The organism is Paracoccus alcaliphilus, assembly GCF_028553725.1.
In the GTDB taxonomy this organism is placed as follows: domain Bacteria; phylum Pseudomonadota; class Alphaproteobacteria; order Rhodobacterales; family Rhodobacteraceae; genus Paracoccus; species Paracoccus alcaliphilus.
Genome location: NZ_CP067124.1, coordinates 2918337 through 2935609, shown reverse-complemented (window position 1 = coordinate 2935609; position 17273 = coordinate 2918337). Strand labels below are relative to the sequence as shown.

General features: G+C 65.1%; 20 protein-coding genes, 2 tRNA genes and 1 riboswitch. Of the genes, 8 read left to right on the top strand and 14 right to left on the bottom strand.

Annotated features, from left to right (window positions below; all coding sequences use genetic code 11):
• Positions 1-13 precede the first annotated feature (13 nt).
• Positions 14-982 (top strand): terminase gpA endonuclease subunit, encoded by a 969-nt coding sequence (locus tag JHW40_RS24045; RefSeq protein ID WP_336390116.1) that lies wholly within the window; start codon positions 14-16, stop codon positions 980-982.
• A gap of 340 nt (positions 983-1322) precedes the next feature.
• Here the strand turns inward: JHW40_RS24045 and JHW40_RS15300 are convergent, their stop codons facing one another.
• Positions 1323-2255: an IS5-like element ISPlc1 family transposase gene (locus JHW40_RS15300; RefSeq protein WP_076612002.1), complete on the bottom strand. Its 933-nt coding sequence runs from the start codon at positions 2253-2255 to the stop codon at positions 1323-1325.
• Between the two features lie 117 nt (positions 2256-2372).
• Between JHW40_RS15300 and JHW40_RS15295 the strand changes: the two genes are divergently transcribed.
• Together JHW40_RS15295 and JHW40_RS15290 are read left to right on the top strand one after the other, a co-directional pair.
• The gene (locus JHW40_RS15295; RefSeq protein WP_272849001.1) at positions 2373-2507 is read left to right on the top strand and encodes a hypothetical protein; all 135 of its coding nucleotides are present in this window, start codon (positions 2373-2375) and stop codon (positions 2505-2507) included.
• 35 nt (positions 2508-2542) lie between these two features.
• Positions 2543-2935 carry a site-specific integrase gene (locus tag JHW40_RS15290; protein ID WP_139208203.1) on the top strand — a complete coding sequence of 131 codons (393 nt, stop codon included), beginning with the start codon at positions 2543-2545 and terminating at the stop codon, positions 2933-2935.
• 85 nt (positions 2936-3020) lie between these two features.
• Here the strand turns inward: JHW40_RS15290 and JHW40_RS15285 are convergent.
• The 5 genes from JHW40_RS15285 to JHW40_RS15265 form a co-directional block, all read right to left on the bottom strand.
• Positions 3021-3104, bottom strand: a tRNA-Leu gene (locus JHW40_RS15285).
• A 62-nt stretch (positions 3105-3166) separates the two neighbouring features.
• The gene (gene lipA / locus JHW40_RS15280; RefSeq protein ID WP_090614457.1) at positions 3167-4117 is read right to left on the bottom strand and encodes a lipoyl synthase; all 951 of its coding nucleotides are present in this window, start codon (positions 4115-4117) and stop codon (positions 3167-3169) included.
• 92 nt (positions 4118-4209) lie between these two features.
• Positions 4210-4953, bottom strand: a complete 744-nt coding sequence (locus tag JHW40_RS15275; RefSeq protein ID WP_090614454.1) for a TerC family protein — start codon at positions 4951-4953, stop codon at positions 4210-4212.
• Between the two features lie 60 nt (positions 4954-5013).
• Complete coding sequence (gene nagA / locus JHW40_RS15270) at positions 5014-6174, bottom strand: N-acetylglucosamine-6-phosphate deacetylase (RefSeq protein ID WP_170851880.1); 1161 nt, start codon at positions 6172-6174, stop codon at positions 5014-5016.
• Positions 6174-7010: a glucosamine kinase nucleotide-binding domain-containing protein gene (locus JHW40_RS15265; RefSeq protein WP_090614448.1), complete on the bottom strand. Its 837-nt coding sequence runs from the start codon at positions 7008-7010 to the stop codon at positions 6174-6176. The genes nagA and JHW40_RS15265 overlap by 1 nt, the downstream gene beginning before the upstream one ends.
• Before the next feature lie 200 nt (positions 7011-7210).
• On the opposite strand from JHW40_RS15265, the gene JHW40_RS15260 reads away from it, so the two are divergent.
• The gene (locus JHW40_RS15260) at positions 7211-7795 is read left to right on the top strand and encodes a GNAT family N-acetyltransferase (RefSeq protein WP_170851879.1); all 585 of its coding nucleotides are present in this window, start codon (positions 7211-7213) and stop codon (positions 7793-7795) included.
• Between the two features lie 57 nt (positions 7796-7852).
• Positions 7853-7929, top strand: a tRNA-Pro gene (locus JHW40_RS15255).
• Between the two features lie 269 nt (positions 7930-8198).
• Here the strand turns inward: JHW40_RS15255 and JHW40_RS15250 are convergent.
• From JHW40_RS15250 to surE, 5 genes are all read right to left on the bottom strand, one after another.
• On the bottom strand, positions 8199-8654 hold the full coding sequence (locus tag JHW40_RS15250; protein WP_244519275.1) for a site-specific integrase: 456 nt from the start codon (positions 8652-8654) through the stop codon (positions 8199-8201).
• Positions 8655-8741: 87 nt separating this feature from the next.
• Positions 8742-9011: a murein hydrolase activator EnvC family protein gene (locus tag JHW40_RS24040; protein WP_336390115.1), complete on the bottom strand. Its 270-nt coding sequence runs from the start codon at positions 9009-9011 to the stop codon at positions 8742-8744.
• Entirely contained in the window at positions 8897-9826 is a 930-nt protein-coding gene (locus tag JHW40_RS15245; RefSeq protein ID WP_336390097.1) for a LysM peptidoglycan-binding domain-containing protein, read from the bottom strand. Before JHW40_RS15245 ends, JHW40_RS24040 begins: the two co-directional genes overlap by 115 nt.
• A 148-nt stretch (positions 9827-9974) precedes the next feature.
• Positions 9975-10634: a protein-L-isoaspartate(D-aspartate) O-methyltransferase gene (locus JHW40_RS15240; protein ID WP_090614440.1), complete on the bottom strand. Its 660-nt coding sequence runs from the start codon at positions 10632-10634 to the stop codon at positions 9975-9977.
• Positions 10631-11485 (bottom strand): 5'/3'-nucleotidase SurE, encoded by an 855-nt coding sequence (gene surE, locus JHW40_RS15235; RefSeq protein ID WP_090614437.1) that lies wholly within the window; start codon positions 11483-11485, stop codon positions 10631-10633. The genes JHW40_RS15240 and surE overlap by 4 nt, the downstream gene beginning before the upstream one ends.
• Positions 11486-11634: 149 nt before the next feature.
• On the opposite strand from surE, the gene JHW40_RS15230 reads away from it, so the two are divergent.
• Together JHW40_RS15230 and JHW40_RS15225 are read left to right on the top strand one after the other, a co-directional pair.
• The gene (locus tag JHW40_RS15230; protein ID WP_090614435.1) at positions 11635-12555 is read left to right on the top strand and encodes a sulfite exporter TauE/SafE family protein; all 921 of its coding nucleotides are present in this window, start codon (positions 11635-11637) and stop codon (positions 12553-12555) included.
• Positions 12552-13505 (top strand): TIGR02186 family protein, encoded by a 954-nt coding sequence (locus tag JHW40_RS15225; RefSeq protein ID WP_244519271.1) that lies wholly within the window; start codon positions 12552-12554, stop codon positions 13503-13505. The genes JHW40_RS15230 and JHW40_RS15225 overlap by 4 nt, the downstream gene beginning before the upstream one ends.
• 43 nt (positions 13506-13548) lie before the next feature.
• Here the strand turns inward: JHW40_RS15225 and JHW40_RS15220 are convergent, their stop codons facing one another.
• Together JHW40_RS15220 and JHW40_RS15215 are read right to left on the bottom strand one after the other, a co-directional pair.
• Positions 13549-13983, bottom strand: coding sequence for a 6,7-dimethyl-8-ribityllumazine synthase (locus JHW40_RS15220; protein WP_090614432.1), 435 nt, complete (start codon positions 13981-13983; stop codon positions 13549-13551).
• A 75-nt stretch (positions 13984-14058) separates the two neighbouring features.
• Positions 14059-14200, bottom strand: a riboswitch (FMN riboswitch).
• Between the two features lie 176 nt (positions 14201-14376).
• Positions 14377-15336 (bottom strand): L-malyl-CoA/beta-methylmalyl-CoA lyase, encoded by a 960-nt coding sequence (locus tag JHW40_RS15215; protein ID WP_090614430.1) that lies wholly within the window; start codon positions 15334-15336, stop codon positions 14377-14379.
• A 191-nt stretch (positions 15337-15527) separates the two neighbouring features.
• Here JHW40_RS15215 and JHW40_RS15210 point away from each other — a divergent pair, with 191 nt between their 5' ends.
• Positions 15528-16388: a D-amino-acid transaminase gene (locus tag JHW40_RS15210; RefSeq protein WP_090614427.1), complete on the top strand. Its 861-nt coding sequence runs from the start codon at positions 15528-15530 to the stop codon at positions 16386-16388.
• Positions 16389-16469: 81 nt separating this feature from the next.
• On the opposite strand, the gene JHW40_RS15205 is transcribed toward JHW40_RS15210, so the two are convergent.
• Complete coding sequence (locus JHW40_RS15205) at positions 16470-17228, bottom strand: N-formylglutamate amidohydrolase (protein WP_244519270.1); 759 nt, start codon at positions 17226-17228, stop codon at positions 16470-16472.
• Positions 17229-17273: the final 45 nt, after the last annotated feature.

Sequence of the window (17273 nt, the reverse complement as noted above, 5' to 3'; positions counted from 1 at the left end):
CCACAAGCCCGGCATGGTCGAGGATGGCCGCTGGCGCGCGCTGCGGCCCGAGGTGCAGGGCCATGCCGGTTTTCGCATGAATGCCCTTGTCTCGCTGCATGCCAATGCCTCATGGGCCAAGCTGGCGGCGGAATTCATTGGCGCGAAGGACGATCCGACCACGTTGCAGACCTTTGTCAACACGATCTTGGGCCAAGGCTGGCGCGCTGAAGGCGAGGAACTGGACGAAACGGCCATGCAGGCGCGCGCCGAGCCGTTCAGCCTGGACAAGGTGCCCGCCGAGGTGCTGGCCCTGACCGTGGGTTGCGACGTGCAACACGACCGGCTTGAGCTGACCTATATCGGCTGGACGGAAACCGGCTGCATGCTGATCCTCGGGCATCGGGTGATCTGGGGCGCATGGGACGCGGACGAAACATGGCGCGAACTGGATACGCTGCTGGCGGAACGTTTTTCGCATGACTTGGGCGGCAGGATCGGCATCAATGCCACCGCCGTTGATGCGGGCGACGGCACGTCGATGAACCGGGTGACGGATTTCTGTCGCGCCCGCACCCGCCGCAAGATCGTCGCCATCAAGGGCGCACCCGGCAACCGCCCGGTGATCGAACGGGCCGGGTCAAAGACCAAGACCGGCGCGCGGCTGTGGATTGTCGGCGTTGATACGATCAAGACGCAGATTTTCGCAAAATTCCCGCGCGCATCCTCTGTAAGGTTTTCAGATAGCTTGCCCGCCATCTGGTATGAGCAGGCAACGGCTGAACGCGCCGTGATCCGTTACAGCCGGGGCCAGCCGGTGCGCCAGTTTGTGCGCGTCCCAGGGCGGCGGGCCGAGGCGTTGGATTGCACCGTTTACGCGGTTGCAGCGCGCCAACTGGTCAACATCGTGCCCGAGGTGCGCCGCGCCGATCTGGCGCAGGCCGAGCCGGTGACTGCGCCGAAGCGGCCCGTGTTGCAATCGGAATGGATGGCACGGCGGTAAATGAGGCACACGGTTATGTGCATTATTGGGTGCACCCGTCAACCAAGTCAGAAATATCGTTTATCATTAAGTCAATAAGATGCTGTTTTCTTGTTATACCGATCAACATTCCTTCATATAAAGCCGACTTCAACTCGGTGTTTTCCTCTACGTATCTATTGACAATAACTTCGTCCTCGTCGGTGAACGGAGGTTCCGTTCTGAGATGAGGGTTCATCAAAGAACCCGTTAAATTCATAAACCGTAAAGTTGTTTCATCTGATGGCTTTTATGCCGATGTTTTTTGGACTCTGTTGCACAAATCGGGTGATGGCCGAGGTTCCCCCTTCCCCGGACGGACTTATCCCACAGCTTCCGTGACGGGTATGCCGAGCGCGGTGTAACCGTTCAGGACAGCGATACGGACCTGGAGTTCGGCGACCTGGCGGTCGAAGTCCCGCGCCATGAGGCGCTGGCCCAGCAGTTTCACACAATGCATCTTTGTTTCGATGCGGCTTCGGCGGTGATATCCGCTCCATCGTCGCCAGAGGGTGCGCCCCAGATATTTCGCGGCGCGAAGGGCTTCGTTTCGGGCCATGGCTCCGGCTGTGATAGCTTTCCAGGGCTTCGCGTTCTTGCGGGGCGGGATGACGGCATGAGCGCTGCGGTCGGCGATCGCATCGTGGCATTTGCGCGTGTCGTAAGCGCCGTCGGCGGTGACGCTGCCGATCTCCTGGTCCTCCGGGATTTGACTGAGAAGATCGGGCAGAACGGGCGCATCACCGATGTGGCTCCCGGTGACCTCGACAGCCCTGACCTCCAGCGTTTGCTCGTCGATCCCGAGATGAATCTTGCGCCAGACACGCCGCTTCGGGCCACCGTGCTTGCGCGCATGCCACTCGCCTTCGCCCTCGACCTTGATGCCGGTGCTGTCTATCAGCAGGTGCAACGGCCCTTTGGAACCACGATACGGGATGTTCACGGCGAGGGTCTTCTGACGGCGGGACAGCGTGCTGAAATCCGGCACTGCCCAGTTCAGGCCGACCAGCTGCAGCAAGCTCTCGACGAACCCGGTCGTCTGCCGCAAGGCCATGCCGAACAACACCTTCATCGACAGGCACGTCTGGATCGCGGCATCGCTGTAGCTCTGCTGGCGGCCACGCCTGCCTGACGGCGCGGCATCCCAACTCATCTCGGGGTCAAACCAGATCGTCAGCGAGCCGCGGCGCTTGAGCGCTTCGTTATAGGCTGGCCAGTTCCTGGTCTTGTAGGTCGGGGGCTTGGGTCTGCTCATGAATCACAGCTACCACACTGGATTCACAAGATGAATCCCTCACGGGATTTGTGCAACAGAGCCTCTGCGAAGTATCGGAAGCTGGCCCAAGGTACCAAGCCTGATTACGACCGGGTGATGGACGCGATCCTTGAGAAGAACGCGACCAAGCCAGTCAGAAACATGACGCGCGCCGCCGTTCTGGCGATCCATGCCAAGTATGGCGACACCCCCCGCAAGGCGGTCGCTATATTCAGATTATCCGCCTGCTGATGAACTTCGCTCGTGATCAGCTTCGGGGCGAATGGATGACCGCCACCGACGAAAAGGAGGATGACGGCTATGAGGTTTACTGCCCGGCTGAACTGCGGCCCTCTCTCTCGGCGCTGCCGATTCGTGGTGGGCATGTCATCCCGAAGCACCTGACGCAGCCCTTTGGTTACAATTCGGTGGAAAAGGCGTTCCGGACATGGCGCGCCACCTTGGGCGAACGCGCCCTGAAATACAGCCTGCACGGGCTTCGCAAGCTGGCGATCATCAGGCTGGCCGAGACTGGATGCTTCGACGCCCAGATACAGGCCATCACCAACCAAAGCCCGGGAATGGTTGACTACTACCGCAAGAAGGCCAGCCGGAAGCGGCGTTCCACGGCCGCATTCAGCATGAAAGCGGCAGCGGAACAGAACGAAAATGAAACGTGAAAGTGTGGCAAGGCTGTGTGGCAACCGCCTGCCGCGCTTCACCTCACCCCCCCCACAGGAGGGTGGAAAGTGAAGCCAAATCAATTGGTACCCGAGGCCGGACTCGAACCGGCATGCCTTGCGGCGGCGGATTTTGAATCCGCTGCGTCTACCATTCCGCCACTCGGGCCTGCCTGTTCGCCTAAGCCGAGGCGCGGGGATTTGCAAGGGTCCGCGTCACGGAAATTTGCCTCAGGCCTGTCCCAGCTTTTCCAGACGCGCCGCGCGGAGCTGTGCGAAGTCGTCGCCCGCGTGATAGGACGACCGCGTCAGCGGCGTGGCCGAGACCATCAGGAAACCCTTGCCATAAGCCGCCTTCTCATAGCTGGCGAATTCCTCGGGCGTGACGAAGCGGTCGACGCGGTGGTGCTTGGGCGTCGGTTGCAGATACTGACCGATGGTCATGAAGTCGATATCGGCGGCGCGCATGTCGTCCATGACCTGCAACACGCCCTGCCGATCCTCGCCCAGACCCACCATGATGCCGGATTTGGTGAACATGGCCGGGTCCAGTTCCTTGACCCTCTGCAAGAGCCGCAGGCTGTGGAAATAGCGCGCGCCGGGCCGCACCGTCGGATAAAGGCCGGGCACGGTTTCCAGATTGTGGTTGAAGACATCGGGCCGGGCCTCGACCACGATTTCCAGCGTGCCGGGTTTCGATTTCAGGAAATCCGGGGTCAGCACCTCGATCGTCGAAGAGGGAGAGCGGTGGCGGATCGCGCGGATGGTCTGGGCGAAATGCTCGGCCCCGCCATCGTCCAGATCGTCGCGGTCAACGGAGGTGATCACGACATGGTTCAGGCCCAGCTTCTGCACCGCATGGGCGACGCGGCCCGGTTCGAACGCGTCCAGCGCGTTCGGCTTGCCGGTGGCGACGTTGCAGAAGGTGCAGCCGCGGGTGCAGATTTCGCCCATGATCATCATGGTGGCGTGGCCCTGGCTCCAGCATTCGCCGACATTGGGGCAGCCGGCCTCTTCGCAGACGGTGGACAGGCGATGCTCGCGCAGCAGGTCGCGGGTCTGCTTGTAACCCTCGGATGTCGGCGCCTTGACGCGAATCCAGTCGGGTTTCTTTGGCTGGGCCTGATCGGGCCGGTGGGCCTTTTCGGGATGGCGTTGATCCGGGATTCTGAGATCGCGCAAGGTATCGTCCTTTCGGTCGAGGTTCCCTTGGAGATAGCCTCTTCCGACGCTTTTGGCAACGCGGCCCGTGGGGGAACGGGCCGCTGCCGGGGTTAACGTACGGCCTTCCGCTTGCGGGCATTGCGGGCCATCATGTTCAGCCCCTCGACCAGCGCGGAAAAGGCCATCGCGGCATAGACATAGCCCTTGGGCACATGAACGCCGAAACCTTCCGCGATCAGCGTCGTGCCGATCAGCAGCAGGAAGGACAGCGCCAGCATGACGATGGTCGGGTTCCGTTCGATGAAATCGGCCAGAGGCGTCGCCGCCAGCAGCATCACCACCACCGCAACCACGACCGCGACCACCATGATCTCGATATGCGGGGTCATGCCGACGGCGGTGATGATGCTGTCGACGGAGAACACCAGATCCAGCACCAGAATCTGCGCCACGGTGCCGCCGAATGTCATGGCGACCTGACCGCTGACCGGGCTGTCGCCCTTGTCCGAGGGATCGACATGGTGATGGATTTCCCGCGTGGCCTTCCAGACCAGAAACAGCCCGCCCGCGATCAGGATCATGTCCTTCCATGACAGATCGTTGCCAAGGATGGTGACCACCGGCTCGGTCAGCTGCACGATCCATGCCACCGTGGCCAGCAGGCCCAGACGCATGATCAGCGCCAGCCCAATGCCGATGCGGCGGGCGCGTTCGCGCTGTGCGCGCGGCAATTTATTCGTCAGAATAGAGATGAAGATAAGGTTGTCGATGCCCAGCACGACCTCCATCACCATCAATGTGACCAGCGCGACCCATGCTGCGGGGTCCTGAACAAGGGCAAGAATATCCTGCATTCGGCTTTCCTGTTGATCGGCCGCAAGACGCTCTGGCAGCCGTGACAGGCAGAAAAGTCGTCAATGGTCTTTGCGGTTCCCTGCCTGCGCGATTTTGGCGGGGCGGGTCAGCCAGCCGGTGCCGGACCAGACCGCGGCCAGCCCGAAATCGCCGTCCAGCAGCACGATCTCGGCCGCGTTGCCGGTCCGCAGATGGCCGAAGCGGTCCTCGGCCCCGATCACGCGGGCGGGCTCGGCCGAGGCCATGCTCAGCGCGCGTTCGGATGTGGCCCCGGCAAGGTGGATCAGGTTGCCGACCGCCCCGGCCATGGTCAGGTCGGCCCCGGCCAGCGTCCCGTCCGACAGCGTCAGGCGACCATCCCGGCGCAGCATCTGCCGCCCGTTCAGCCTCAGTTCGGTCAGGTCGGTGCCCGCGAATGCCATGCAATCGGTGACAAGAAAGATCCCGCCCGGTCGCGCCGCCAGCGCAACCCGCATCGCGGCGGGGTGGACATGGATGCCATCGGCGATCAGCCCGGCATGGCAGTCGCCCGACAGCACCGCCCCGGCCAGTCCCGGCTGGCGATGGCCCATCTGGCTCATGGCGTTGAACAGATGCGTGGCGCAGCGCGCGCCAGAGGCCAGCGCGGCCTGCGCCGTCTCGAAGCTGCAATCGCTGTGGCCAAGGCTGACGATGACCCCCGCCCGGGTCAGGGTGGTGATCTGCTGCGGGGTCGCGGCCTCGGGTGCCAGCGTCACCATCAGCACCGGCAGCCGCGCCGCCGCGTCGCAAAGCTGCGCCAGATCGTCATCCGTCATCGGGCGGATCATCGCGGCATCATGGGCACCCTTGCGGCGTGGGTCCAGATGCGGCCCCTCCAGATGCAGGCCCAGAAAGCCCGGAACGCCCTCTTGCGCGGCGGCGATCCCTGCCGCGATGACAGCGGCGGTGGCCTGCGCGCTGTCCGAGATCAGCGTCGGCAGCACCCCCGCGCAGCCAAGACGGCGATGCGTGTCGCAGATATGGCGCAGGCGGGCCATGTCGGTCGCGCCATCGACCATCAGCCCGCCGCCGCCATTCACCTGCAGATCCAGAAAGGCCGGGGCCAGCAGCCCGTCCAGCAGGGCCTCATCCGACGCGGCGGGACGCAGGGCGCGGATCAGGCCATGTTCGACCTCGATGGCGTGGTTTTCCAGCAGGGCGATTCCGTCAAAGACCCGGCGCGCGGCGATCACCTGCATCACGAAGCCTCCTCTGACTGCCGCGCCATCTCCAGCGCGCCATCGACGCCATTGCCAAGCGGTGCCGCGATGGGCCAGTGCCCCGCCAGCCGCCGCGCGTACCAGGGGCCCAGCCCGCCCTGAAACACCACCGGCAAAGCGCCGCCATCCTGCAACACCGTCAGCACATGGGCGACATGATCGGCGGCGTCGTCCAGCAATTGCCGCGCGGCGGGGTCGTCGCTGCCGGTCATGCGCGGCGCCAGCGCCCCGAATTCGGCGGGCAAAGCGCGGTTGCCGAAACCGATGATCCCCTCGATGCCGCCGAACTCGGTCAGGATATCGGCCAGCAGCGGGGTCATCGGGGCAAAACCGTCGGCGGCGCGCATCGCCTGCGCCAGCAGGCAGCGCCCCAGAACCGCCGCACTGCCTTCGTCGCCCATCAGAAAGCCCCGCCCGCCGAACTGGCGGATGATACCGCCGCGCTGGACGGCAAAGACCGATCCGGTACCAAGCGCAGCCACGATGCCATCGCCCGGACCCAGCGCGCCGCGCGTGGCGGTGACGGCATCATTGACGATCAGGGTGCGGGCAAAGGGCAGCAATCCACCCAGCCGCGCCCTTGCCGCGCCCATCGCGCCACCCGCCAGCCCCAGCACCGCAACCAGCCCTTCGGGCGCCACACCGCTGTTGCCAAGCGCCTGCCGGGTCGCCGCAAGGATGTTTTCGGCCGCTTGCTCCACATCGGTGTTGATATTCGCAGGTCCGCCCTGACCCCGGCCGATGATCCGGCCCGTCCGGTCGGAAACCGCCGCCCGGCAGCCGGTACCGCCGCCGTCCATCCCCAGAAAATGCATCGCGGCCTCCTTGCCGGGCAACAGAGCCAAAGCCTTAGCAGATGCGAGCGCCGGAATGGAATATGCGCATGGGGTGGGTGGCGTCACGCGGACGCCGTTACGTCACTTCACGCGGATGTATCAGACTTTCGGTTGAAGCGGGGCAGGGGTCTCCCTACCTATGCCGCAACGCAGCAAACTGTCTGAAAGAGGCGGCAATAGTGTTCGGAACGGGCCAGAATCCTTTCGCGTCGGACTGGGCGGTCAATCCAGGCCTGTTTCCCGGGGCGGGTGACGCCGGGATCCGCCTGCGCGGACTGAACGAGGGCGACTGGCAGCAACATGCCGATCATCTGCAACGCCTCTCGCCCGAGGGTCGTCGCGCCCGGTTCCAGTCCGCCATCAGCGATGCCGCGATCCGGTCCTATGTCCGGGGCATGGATTGGCGGCATGTCTTTGTTTTCGGGGTATTCGTTCATGGCACCCTGCGCGCGGTGGGCGAACTGATCCCGATGACCGACCCCGGTTCGGCCGAAATTTCGGTCTCGGTCGAGGACGATCACCAGCATTCGGGTTTCGGCAAGATGCTGGTGCTGGCGATGTTTCTGGCGGCCCGCCATCTGGGGATGCACAGGCTGCATATCATCTGCAGCCGCGACAACGACCGGATGCGGGCGCTGGCCCGGGATGTCGGGGCGCATGGCCGCCATGTCGAGGGGATGCTGGAATTCGTGGTGACCCTGCCGCCGCCCGGCGAAACCGCCCGCCCCGGCCCACCCTTGCCCGACATTCGCCCGGCCGGTTGAGGCTGATTGCAAAGGCCTCTTCCCTCTACCCGCCCGATCCGCTAAGAGCGCCGCAGTCGGGGCGTAGCGCAGCCTGGTAGCGCGACGGTTTTGGGTACCGTAGGCCGGAGGTTCGAATCCTCTCGCCCCGACCAGCACTCGGCTGTATTTCAGGTGCCCCGTCTTACCGGTTATTTTACAGCCTTGTTCCGGATTTGGCCTTCCGCAGCTTTTCCGCGCGGCCATCCGACATGGCAGGTGACAGCGCCACATACCGCTTGATCACCTCTGCCGCGTGCTTGAGCGACCATCCCATATGCGTGGCGATTTCCTTCAGTTCCGCTCCCGCCTCAAGCAGGCGGGTGGCCGCAGTGCCTTTGGCATCATAGAGGCGCGGTTCCTTCCGGATTTTAAGCGAATCGCTCTACTGGCTCACGGCGTCTCCCAGGTAATTCTCATGCTGATAGGGGGCGCCGCGCGTGTTCACGATCAGGCGGGACTGCGGGGCAGCGGTGTTGTCAATCAATGCCGCCATGCGGTCTGTGACCGGTATAGATGCCAGCTGATTTCGCTTCTGCGTCCAGATCACGATTCTCCTGCCGTGCGGTGTGCGGTGGATATGTTCACGTGAAAGAATCGCCAGATCGCCCGGTCGCAGGCCTGTCTCCAGCGCAATGGCGCGGATGCGCCACACATGCGGCGGGGCCCCGAGCTGCAAAGCCTCGATTTCTTCGGGCCGCCAGAATATCTTCGCGCGCTGGCTTTTATAGACAGAGCGGATAGGCGAATGGTTCGACGCCGTTGATCTTTGCGGTGGCGATGAGAGAGGCAATGCGCGCCCAAGAACGACCGCCCTCGTCATGGCCGGCGAAGAGCGCATTCTTGCGGGTCAGGGCCATCATCGTAGTGATGGGGTGACTTGGGGAAACAGGTGCCGCTGGCGGGCGGCGCGCTGTGTTGTGACCGCTCAGTTGAGATAGCCTTCGGGGTTCACGCTTTCAAAGCCGCGGCGGACTTCGAAATGGACGAAGCCGCCGCTGCCGGCGGTACCGATGGACTGGCCGGCCGAGACCTGGTCGCCTTTGGCCACGTTCAGCCCGTCAAGCCCGGTATAGACCGTCATCAGGTCGCCCTCGTGGCGGACGACGACGATGGGCACGCCGGAGGTGTCGCGGGTGATTGCCGCCACCGTGCCGCCGCCTGCCGCATTGACGGCGGTGCCGGCATTGGCGGCGATGTCGATGCCGTCGTTGCGGCCCTTTTCATAGACCCGGATGATCGAGCCCGATACCGGCATCTGGAACCGCCCGCCTGAAGAGGCCGCGGTGCGGTTCGCGCCCATGTCGGGGGCCTCGGCGGCGGGGGCAGGGTCGCGGCGGGGGTCGTGCGCTCGTCCGGCAGCGGGGCGGCGGCCGAGGGCGGGCGCGGCGTCGGGCTGCCCTGACCGGGAACCGTGGTGGTATTGGCGGGTGCGGTCTGCCCGGCAGCGGGGATCATCAGACGCTGGCCGACCCGGATCGACATGTCCGAGGGCAGGCCGTTCCACGAGGACAGGTCCTGCACCGAGATGTTGTATTTGCGTGCGATCGACCAGGCGGTCTCGCCCGAGACCACGACATGCTCTCGCGGATTGGCGGCGGCAGGTGCGGGGGCCGGGGAGGCGGGGGTGCTGGTGGTCCCCTGTCCGGCGAAGGGGTCGGTCACCAGCCCGGTGCCGGATGTGGCGCCCGCCGCAGGGGCGACGGTTCCGGCGACACGGCGGGGCAGGGCCAGAACCGCCCCGGCCTGCAACTGTGCCGTCGGTTGCAGCGCGTTATGGCGGGCCAGCTCGTCCGCGCCCAGCCCGATGCGGGTGGCGACGCTGGCCACGGTGTCGCCCTCGCGTGCCACGGCGACCTGATAGTTCGGGAAGGTGATTATCCCCCGCGCATCGGGGGCGGGACGCGGCGCGGCGGTGGCAGCGGCCTCGGCGGTGCTGAGCGATCCGGGCATCCAGCCGCGAAAATCGGGATCGAACCGGCCATTGGTGCCGCAGGATGCCAGAAGGACCATCAGCGCGCTGGCCGGGACATATGGCCCCCACCCCCGCCTGAAGATACCGCGCCCGGCGATGCCGCGTCCGGAAGGGCTGGGCCCAACAATGCTGTGCCTGAAAATACTGCTCATACAATCGTCCTCATGAACATGCCCGGCATGGGGGTCATGTCTGTCCCAACCCCTCGACCAGCGGCACGAAGCGCACCTGTCGCAACTCGTCATAGTCGAAGCCGCTTTCGGATCGAGTGACGCGGATCAGCGTCTGCACGGCGTCTGACTGCCCGACAGGCACGACCATGATACCGCCGATCTTCAGCTGTGCCAACAACGGACCGGGCGGATCCTCGGCGGCGGCGGTCACAAGGATGCGGTCGAAGGGCGCCTGATCGGGCAACCCGCGCGATCCGTCGGCCACCTGCGCGGTGATGTTGAACAGGCCGATGCGCTGAAAGATCGCCTCGGCCTCCTGCACCAGACGGCGGTGGCGGTCCACGGTATAGACCCGGCGGCACAGCCCCGACAGCACGGCGGCCTGATAGCCCGAGCCGGTGCCGACCTCCAGCACGGTGTCGCGCGACCCGGGGTTCAGCGCCTGCGTCATCAGCCCCACGACCGAGGGCTGGCTGATCGTCTGGCCGCAGGGGATCGGCAGCGGCGTATCCTCATAGGCGCGATCCGAGAACTGGCCGCGCACGAACAGACCCCGGTCGATCCGCTCCATCGCCTCCAGCACGCGCGGATCGGTCACCCCGCGCGAGCGCAGCTGGAACAGAAAGCGCATCTTGCGCTCGGCCGGGCTGTCATCGTCCTCCTCATGGGTCATCGGGACTCGGTCACCTCGATTTTGCGATCCGGCAGCTGGTCGGTGTCGATGGGGGGCAGGTCGGGGTCCAGCGCCCGATCCAACGCCGCCAGCGAGTGGTGGCAGGTCAGGTCGGCGCGCATCGGCGTGACCGAAACGTAACCCTCCATGTTCACCATCACGTCGCTGCCCGGCTGGGCGGGGGCATGCTGCGATCCGCCCGCCACCCACATGAAGCGGCGGCCATTGGGCGCACTGTAGGGAACCACCCCGAAATTGCTGTCCTGACGACGCCCTTGCGGGGAAACCCGCAGGCCGCGCACGGCATTGGCGGGCAGGGGCGGGAAATTCACGTTGTAGAACAATCGGTAATCGCTGACCGCGCCCCAATTCGCCTGTGCCAGCAGGCGACGGATGATTTCCGGGCCATGAGCGCGGGCGCATTGAAAGGGATCGTCAAGCGTTTGTGTTTCGGGGCCCAGATATTGCGACAGGGCAATGGCGGGCAGACCCTGAAGCGCGGCCTCCATCGCACCGCCGATGGTGCCCGAATACATCGCGTTCTCGCCCGCGTTATTGCCGCGATTGACGCCGGACAACACCAGATCGGGCGGGTTGTCGGCCATCACATCGGCCAGCGCCGCCAGAACGCAATCGGCGGGGCTGCCTTCGGCGGCAAAGCGGCGCTTGTCCAGTTGTGCCAACAGCGTTGGATGGGAATAGCTGATGCAATGCCCGACGCCGGATTGCTCGAAGGCGGGGGCGACGGTCCAGACCTCGCCGCCGGGGCCTGCGATCCGGGTCGCGATCTCGGTCAGAACCTCAAGGCCCGGCGCATTGATGCCATCGTCATTGGTGATGAGAATACGCATGGATGTCCGGCCCTTGTTCTGCGTGCATGCTGGCTTGGTCATGCTTAGCCTTGCGCCGTTCACGCTTCAACCCGCGATAGGTGCCTGAAAGGCGTTTGACCTGCCCCGCCAGCCGTTGCATCCTTTGATAACTCAGACGCGCGCAGGACATGCAGATTTACCTTCCCATTGCCGAAGTTTCCGTCAACGCCTTTACCCTTGTCGGGCTTGGCGGGCTGGTCGGGTTGATGAGCGGGCTGTTCGGCGTGGGCGGCGGCTTTCTGATCACGCCGCTGCTGTTCTTCATCGGCATCCCGCCCCCGATCGCGGTGGCCACCGGGGCCAATCAGGTCGTGGCCTCGTCGGTGTCGGGCGTGCTGGCGCATGTCAAGCGCAAGTCGGTCGATTTCCCCATGGGCTGGGTGCTGATGGCGGGCGGGCTGGTCGGCTCGGGGCTGGGGGTTGCGGTGTTCAATGTCCTGCAGGGGCTGGGTCAGGTCGATCTGGTGGTGCAGCTTTGCTATGTCGTCTTTCTGGGCCTGATCGGGATGATGATGTTGCAGGAAAGCGTCCGCGCCCTGCGCCGGTCGCGCAATCCCGCCACCCGCAGGCGGCGGCTGCATGACCACAACTGGGTTCACCGGCTGCCGTTCAAGATGAAGTTCCGCGCCTCGGGCCTTTATATCAGCGTCATCCCGCCGCTGCTGGTCGGGCTGGTCGTGGGGGTTCTGGCGGCGATCATGGGCGTGGGCGGCGGCTTCATCATGGTGCCCGCGATGATCTATCTGCTGGGGATGCCGACCAAGGTCGTCGTCGGCACCTCGCTGTTCCAGATCACCTTCGTCACCGCCTTTACCACGGTGATGCACGCCGTCAGCTATAACACCGTCGATATCATGCTGGCCGTGCTGCTGATTCTCGGTGGCGTGGTGGGGGCGCAGTTCGGCACCACGCTTGGCGCGAAATTGCGGGCCGAGCAGTTGCGCATCCTGCTGGCACTGCTGGTGCTGGCGGTCTGCGGCAAGCTGGCGCTGGACCTGTTCCTGACCCCGGACGAGCTTTATGCCATCAGCGCCGGGATCCGGTCGTGAGGGGGCGGGGGGCGGTCGTCGGGCTGGCGGCGCTGGTCTGGGCGGTTGCGGCACTGGCGCAGGATCAGGGCGGGCAGGGGTCGCTGGTGCCCGATCTGGCCCCGCAAGAGACCTTGCCCCGCCCGAGCGCGCCCCGCGATGTCGAGCCATTGGCCTCGGAGGCCGAGACCGAGGCGCAATCCACCACCGAGGCCGTCGAAGCGGGCGACACGCCCGGCGCGCCGGTGGACGTGTCCCCGGCCGAGCAGGTCGTGGCGGGCCTGTCCAGCGACTCGGTCGCCATCACCGCCAGCTTTGACGGCTCGGACATCCTGATCTATGGCGCGATCAAGCGCGAAACGCCGATCCCGTCCGGCCCGCCCTTGCAGGTCATCGTCACCGTCGAGGCCCCCTCGACCGCCGTCACCGTCTGGCGCAAGGCGCGCAGGCTGGGCATCTGGATGAACACCGAATCGGTGCGGGTGGCGGCGGCGCCGAATTTCTATGCCGTGGCCTCGACCGCTCCGCTGGACAGCATCCTGCTGCCGGAATGGGATGCGCGTTACCGCATCTCGATCCCGCTGGCGCTGCGGGCCTTCGCCGGAACCGAGGAAGTCGATAATATCGTGCCCTTCACCCAAGCACTGATGCGCCTGCGCGAGGAGCACGACCTGTATCGGCTGGACGAGGCCGGGGTGCATCTGATCGACCAGACGCTGTTTCGCGCCGATGTCAGCCTGCCCGCGAACCTGATCGAGGGCGCCTACAAGACCCGCATTTTCCTGCTGCGCGACGGGCAGGTGATGGATGTGTTCGTGGCCCCGATCAACGTGCGCAAGGTGGGGCTGGAACGCTGGCTGTATCGGCTGGCCTTCGATCAGCCCTTTCTTTACGGGCTGATGTCGCTGGCGGTCGCGATCGGTGCAGGCTGGGGCGCCTCGGCCCTGTTTCGCAGATTGCGGCGCGGGTAAGGGCGGGTGGCCCCGGCCAAAGGCCGTCCCACCCTCACCCCGATCAGGATCGCAGCGCCTTGCGCGTTTCGGTGATCTTCAGCGCGGCTTCGGCGGCCTCGCGGCCCTTGGCCACGAAATGGTCGCGATAGATGCGGTTGTGATGATCAGTTTCCTGATAGTGATGCGGCGTCAGGGACACCGACAGCACCGGCACATCGCTGTCCAGCCCCGCCTGCATCAGCCCGCTGACCACCGCCTGCGCCACGAAATCATGGCGGTAGATGCCACCATCCACGACCAGCGCCGCCGCAGCCACCGCCGCATATTTGCCGGTCCGGGCCAGATCGCGGGCCAGCAGCGGCATCTCGAAGGCGCCGGGGACGTCGAAGACATCGACCCGATCCTGCGGGATCAGTTCCAGAAAGCCCGCAAGCGCCTGATCGACGATTTCGGCATGCCAGCCGGCCTTGATGAATGCGAAACGGGTGTGTGCCATGTGATCTCCTTTGGCCAAGCGACACGTCACCCAAGGCGATCACATGCCCGCAAGACCGCAGGCGCGGCTTGCACGGCACATTCTCTTCCATCCGGACTGTCACCGTCGGCTCTGGAATTGCACCAGATCTGCTGACCCTTCGGTTTGCGAAGGCGCTCGCGGGCTTGCATTTCTGCTTACCGCCGGTGGGGATTTCCACCCCGCCCTGAGAACGGGGCGACATTCGCACAGCCCCGGGACAGGGGCAAGACTGCGGACGGAAGCGGATTTCTCTTTTCGGGGCTGGTTTTGGAAGTTCTGATACGAAACGGGCCCTGCGACAGCGCAGAGCCCGTTCCTCCTCCCACGTCGCGGCGCGACCCCCTCCACAGGGCCACCCCGCTTGTGATTCCGTTACGCCTTTTGCAGCATTTCCGCCTGACGCACAATCACCTCTGCCTGTTTTATGGACGCGATATCGACCAGACGGCCCTTGTAGACCGTGGCGCCGGCGCCGGAACGCTTGGCTTCCTCCATCGCGGCCAGGATCTCGCGTGCCTCGGTCACCGCCGCTTCCGAGGGTGAAAAAACCTCGTTGGCCAGCGCGATCTGGCTGGGATGGATCGCCCATTTGCCGACCATGCCAAGCGTCGCGGAACGGCGGGCCTGCGCGACAAAGCCGTCACTGTCGCTGAAATCGCCGAAGGGACCATCGACCGGCAGCAGCCCATGCGTGCGGCAGGCGGCGACGATGGCGGTCTGCGCCCAGTGCCACGGATCGGGCCAGTATTTCTGCCCCTCGCGGATCATGTAATAGTTTTCCTGCGTCCCGCCGATGCCGGTCGTGGCCATGCCCATCGAGGCGGCGAAATCGGCCGCGCCAAGGCTGATCGCCTGCATCCGGGGCGAGGCGGCGGCGATGTCCTCGACATGGCAGATCCCGGCCGAGGTTTCGATGATCGCCTCGAAATGGATCGGCTTCGTGCGGCCCTTTGCGCGCTCGACGGCGGTGACCAGCGCATCGACGGCATAGATGTCGCTGGCGTTCCCGGCCTTGGGAATCATGATCTGGTCCAGCCGCTCGCCCGCCTGTTCCAGCAGGTCCACCACGTCGCGATACCAGAAGGGCGTGTCCAGCCCGTTGATCCTGACCGACAGCGTCTTGGCTCCCCAGTCGATGTCGCCGATGGCCTGAATGATGTTGCGGCGGGCCTGATCCTTGTCGTCGGGCGCCACCGAATCCTCGAGATCGAGGTTGATCACGTCGGCGTCGGATTTCGCCATCTTCTCGAACAGGCTTTCGCGGGAACCTGGGCCGAACAACTGGCAGCGATTGAGACGCGCCGGGGGCAGGGGTTGCATACGAAAGCTCATGGTCGGGTCCTCATATGTCGTGAACTGGCTGATCAGAGCAATAATCTTTCGCGCCCGATGCCGCAAGTGCGAAAAATCTGATGCCGTTATGCTGCAACTGCAAGATGACCTGCGGCGCCTGACAGGTGCTTGACGCAAGCGGCGAATGGGCGCAGGACCGGCGCCACCGACGAGGAAGGAAAGGATGCGGCATGACGCGGACAGTCTATGTGAATGGCGATTACCTGCCCGAGGACGAGGCGAAGGTTTCGGTCTTTGACCGCGGGTTCCTGATGGCCGATGGTGTCTATGAGGTGGTCAGCGTGCTGGATGGCAAGCTGCTGGACTTCGACGGCCATCTGGCACGGCTGAACCGTTCGCTGGACGCGCTGGAGATCGCCAATCCGCTGGCGGATGCGGATTATCTGGCCGCGCATCGCGAACTGGTCGCCCGCAACGGCATCACCGACGGGCTGATCTATCTGCAGGTGACGCGCGGCAATCCGGGCGATCGCGATTTCGCCTATCCGCCGAAGGACACGCGCCCGACCGTGGTCATGTTCACCCAGTCAAAGCCGGGTCTGGCCGATCAGCCCGCCGCGCGGACCGGCTGGAAAGTCGCCAGTGTCGAGGATCTGCGCTGGGGGCGTCGCGACATCAAGACGGTGCAGCTGCTCTATCCCTCGATGGCGAAGATGGAGGCCAAGGCGCGCGGTTGCGACGATGCCTGGCTGGTCGAGGATGGCAAGGTGACCGAGGGCAGTTCGAACAACGTCTATATCGTCAAGGACGGGGTGATCGTCACGCGAGAGCTGAGCCATGACATCCTGCACGGCATCACCCGCGCGGCGGTGCTGCGGCTGGCGAAAGAGGCGCAGATGCGGATCGAGGAGCGCAGCTTTACCATCGCCGAGGCGCAGGCGGCGGACGAGGCCTTCGCGACCTCGGCCTCGGCCTTCGTGATGCCGGTGGTCGGGATCGACGGCGTGTCGGTGGGGGATGGTGCGCCCGGCCCGGTGGCGAAGCGCCTGCGCGAGATCTATCTGGAAGAGAGCCGCAAGACGGCGATCTGAGGGGAAACGGGCGCTTGCGTCCCGCGATGGCCGGGGGCGCTGCCCCCGGACCCCCGAGGTATTTTTCAGGAGTGCGAGGGGTCAGAGGCCGGTTTGCGCCAATGTGCGGGTGATGACGGGGGCGAGGCGGTGGGCCCATTCGGCCTGACCCTCGGGTGTGGCGATCAGGTCGTTGCGCAGTTCTATCAGCAGGTTGGGGCGGTCATGGGCCAGGGCGTGGCGGTCGATGGAATCGCCGTCGAGATGGCCGGAATAGGGTTGGTTTTCGCCGGTGATCCAGCCCTCGGCGCGGCAGGCCTGCACCATGGCCGGGCCAAGGCGGGCGTCGCGATGCGAATAGAGGATGCCGATCTGCCAGGGCCGGGGCGGGCGGCCGCGCAGTTGCGGGGTGAAGCTGTGGACGGCGCAGACGCAGCGTGCGGGGTGGCGCGCGGCCAGCGCCCCCAGCGCGGCGTGATAGGGGCGGTGGAGGCGCGTCAGGCGGCGTTCGCGCTCGGCCGCGTCGGCATGCTGGTTGGCGGGGATGATGGTGCCGTCGTAAAGCCGCATCAAGAGGGTGGGGTCGTCCTCACCCCGGTTCGGGTCGATCACCAGCCGCGAGAAATCCGAGAAGATCGCCGGGGCGTCCAGCCGCTCGGCCAGTTTGGTGGCCAGTCCCGCCGCGCCCACGTCATAGGCGATATGGCGCGCCATATCGGCGGGCGCGATGCCCAGATCGCCGTCATTGATCCAGTCGGGTACGCGGTTGGTGGCGTGATCGCAGGTGATCAGCCAGCGTGACGGCCGATCCTCGCCGCTGATCCGGCAGGCGCGTTCCTTCATGTCGCGTTCATCTTTCATCCTTACTGCTGAATAGGGCAGAGATTGCCAAGACGCCAGTTGCCG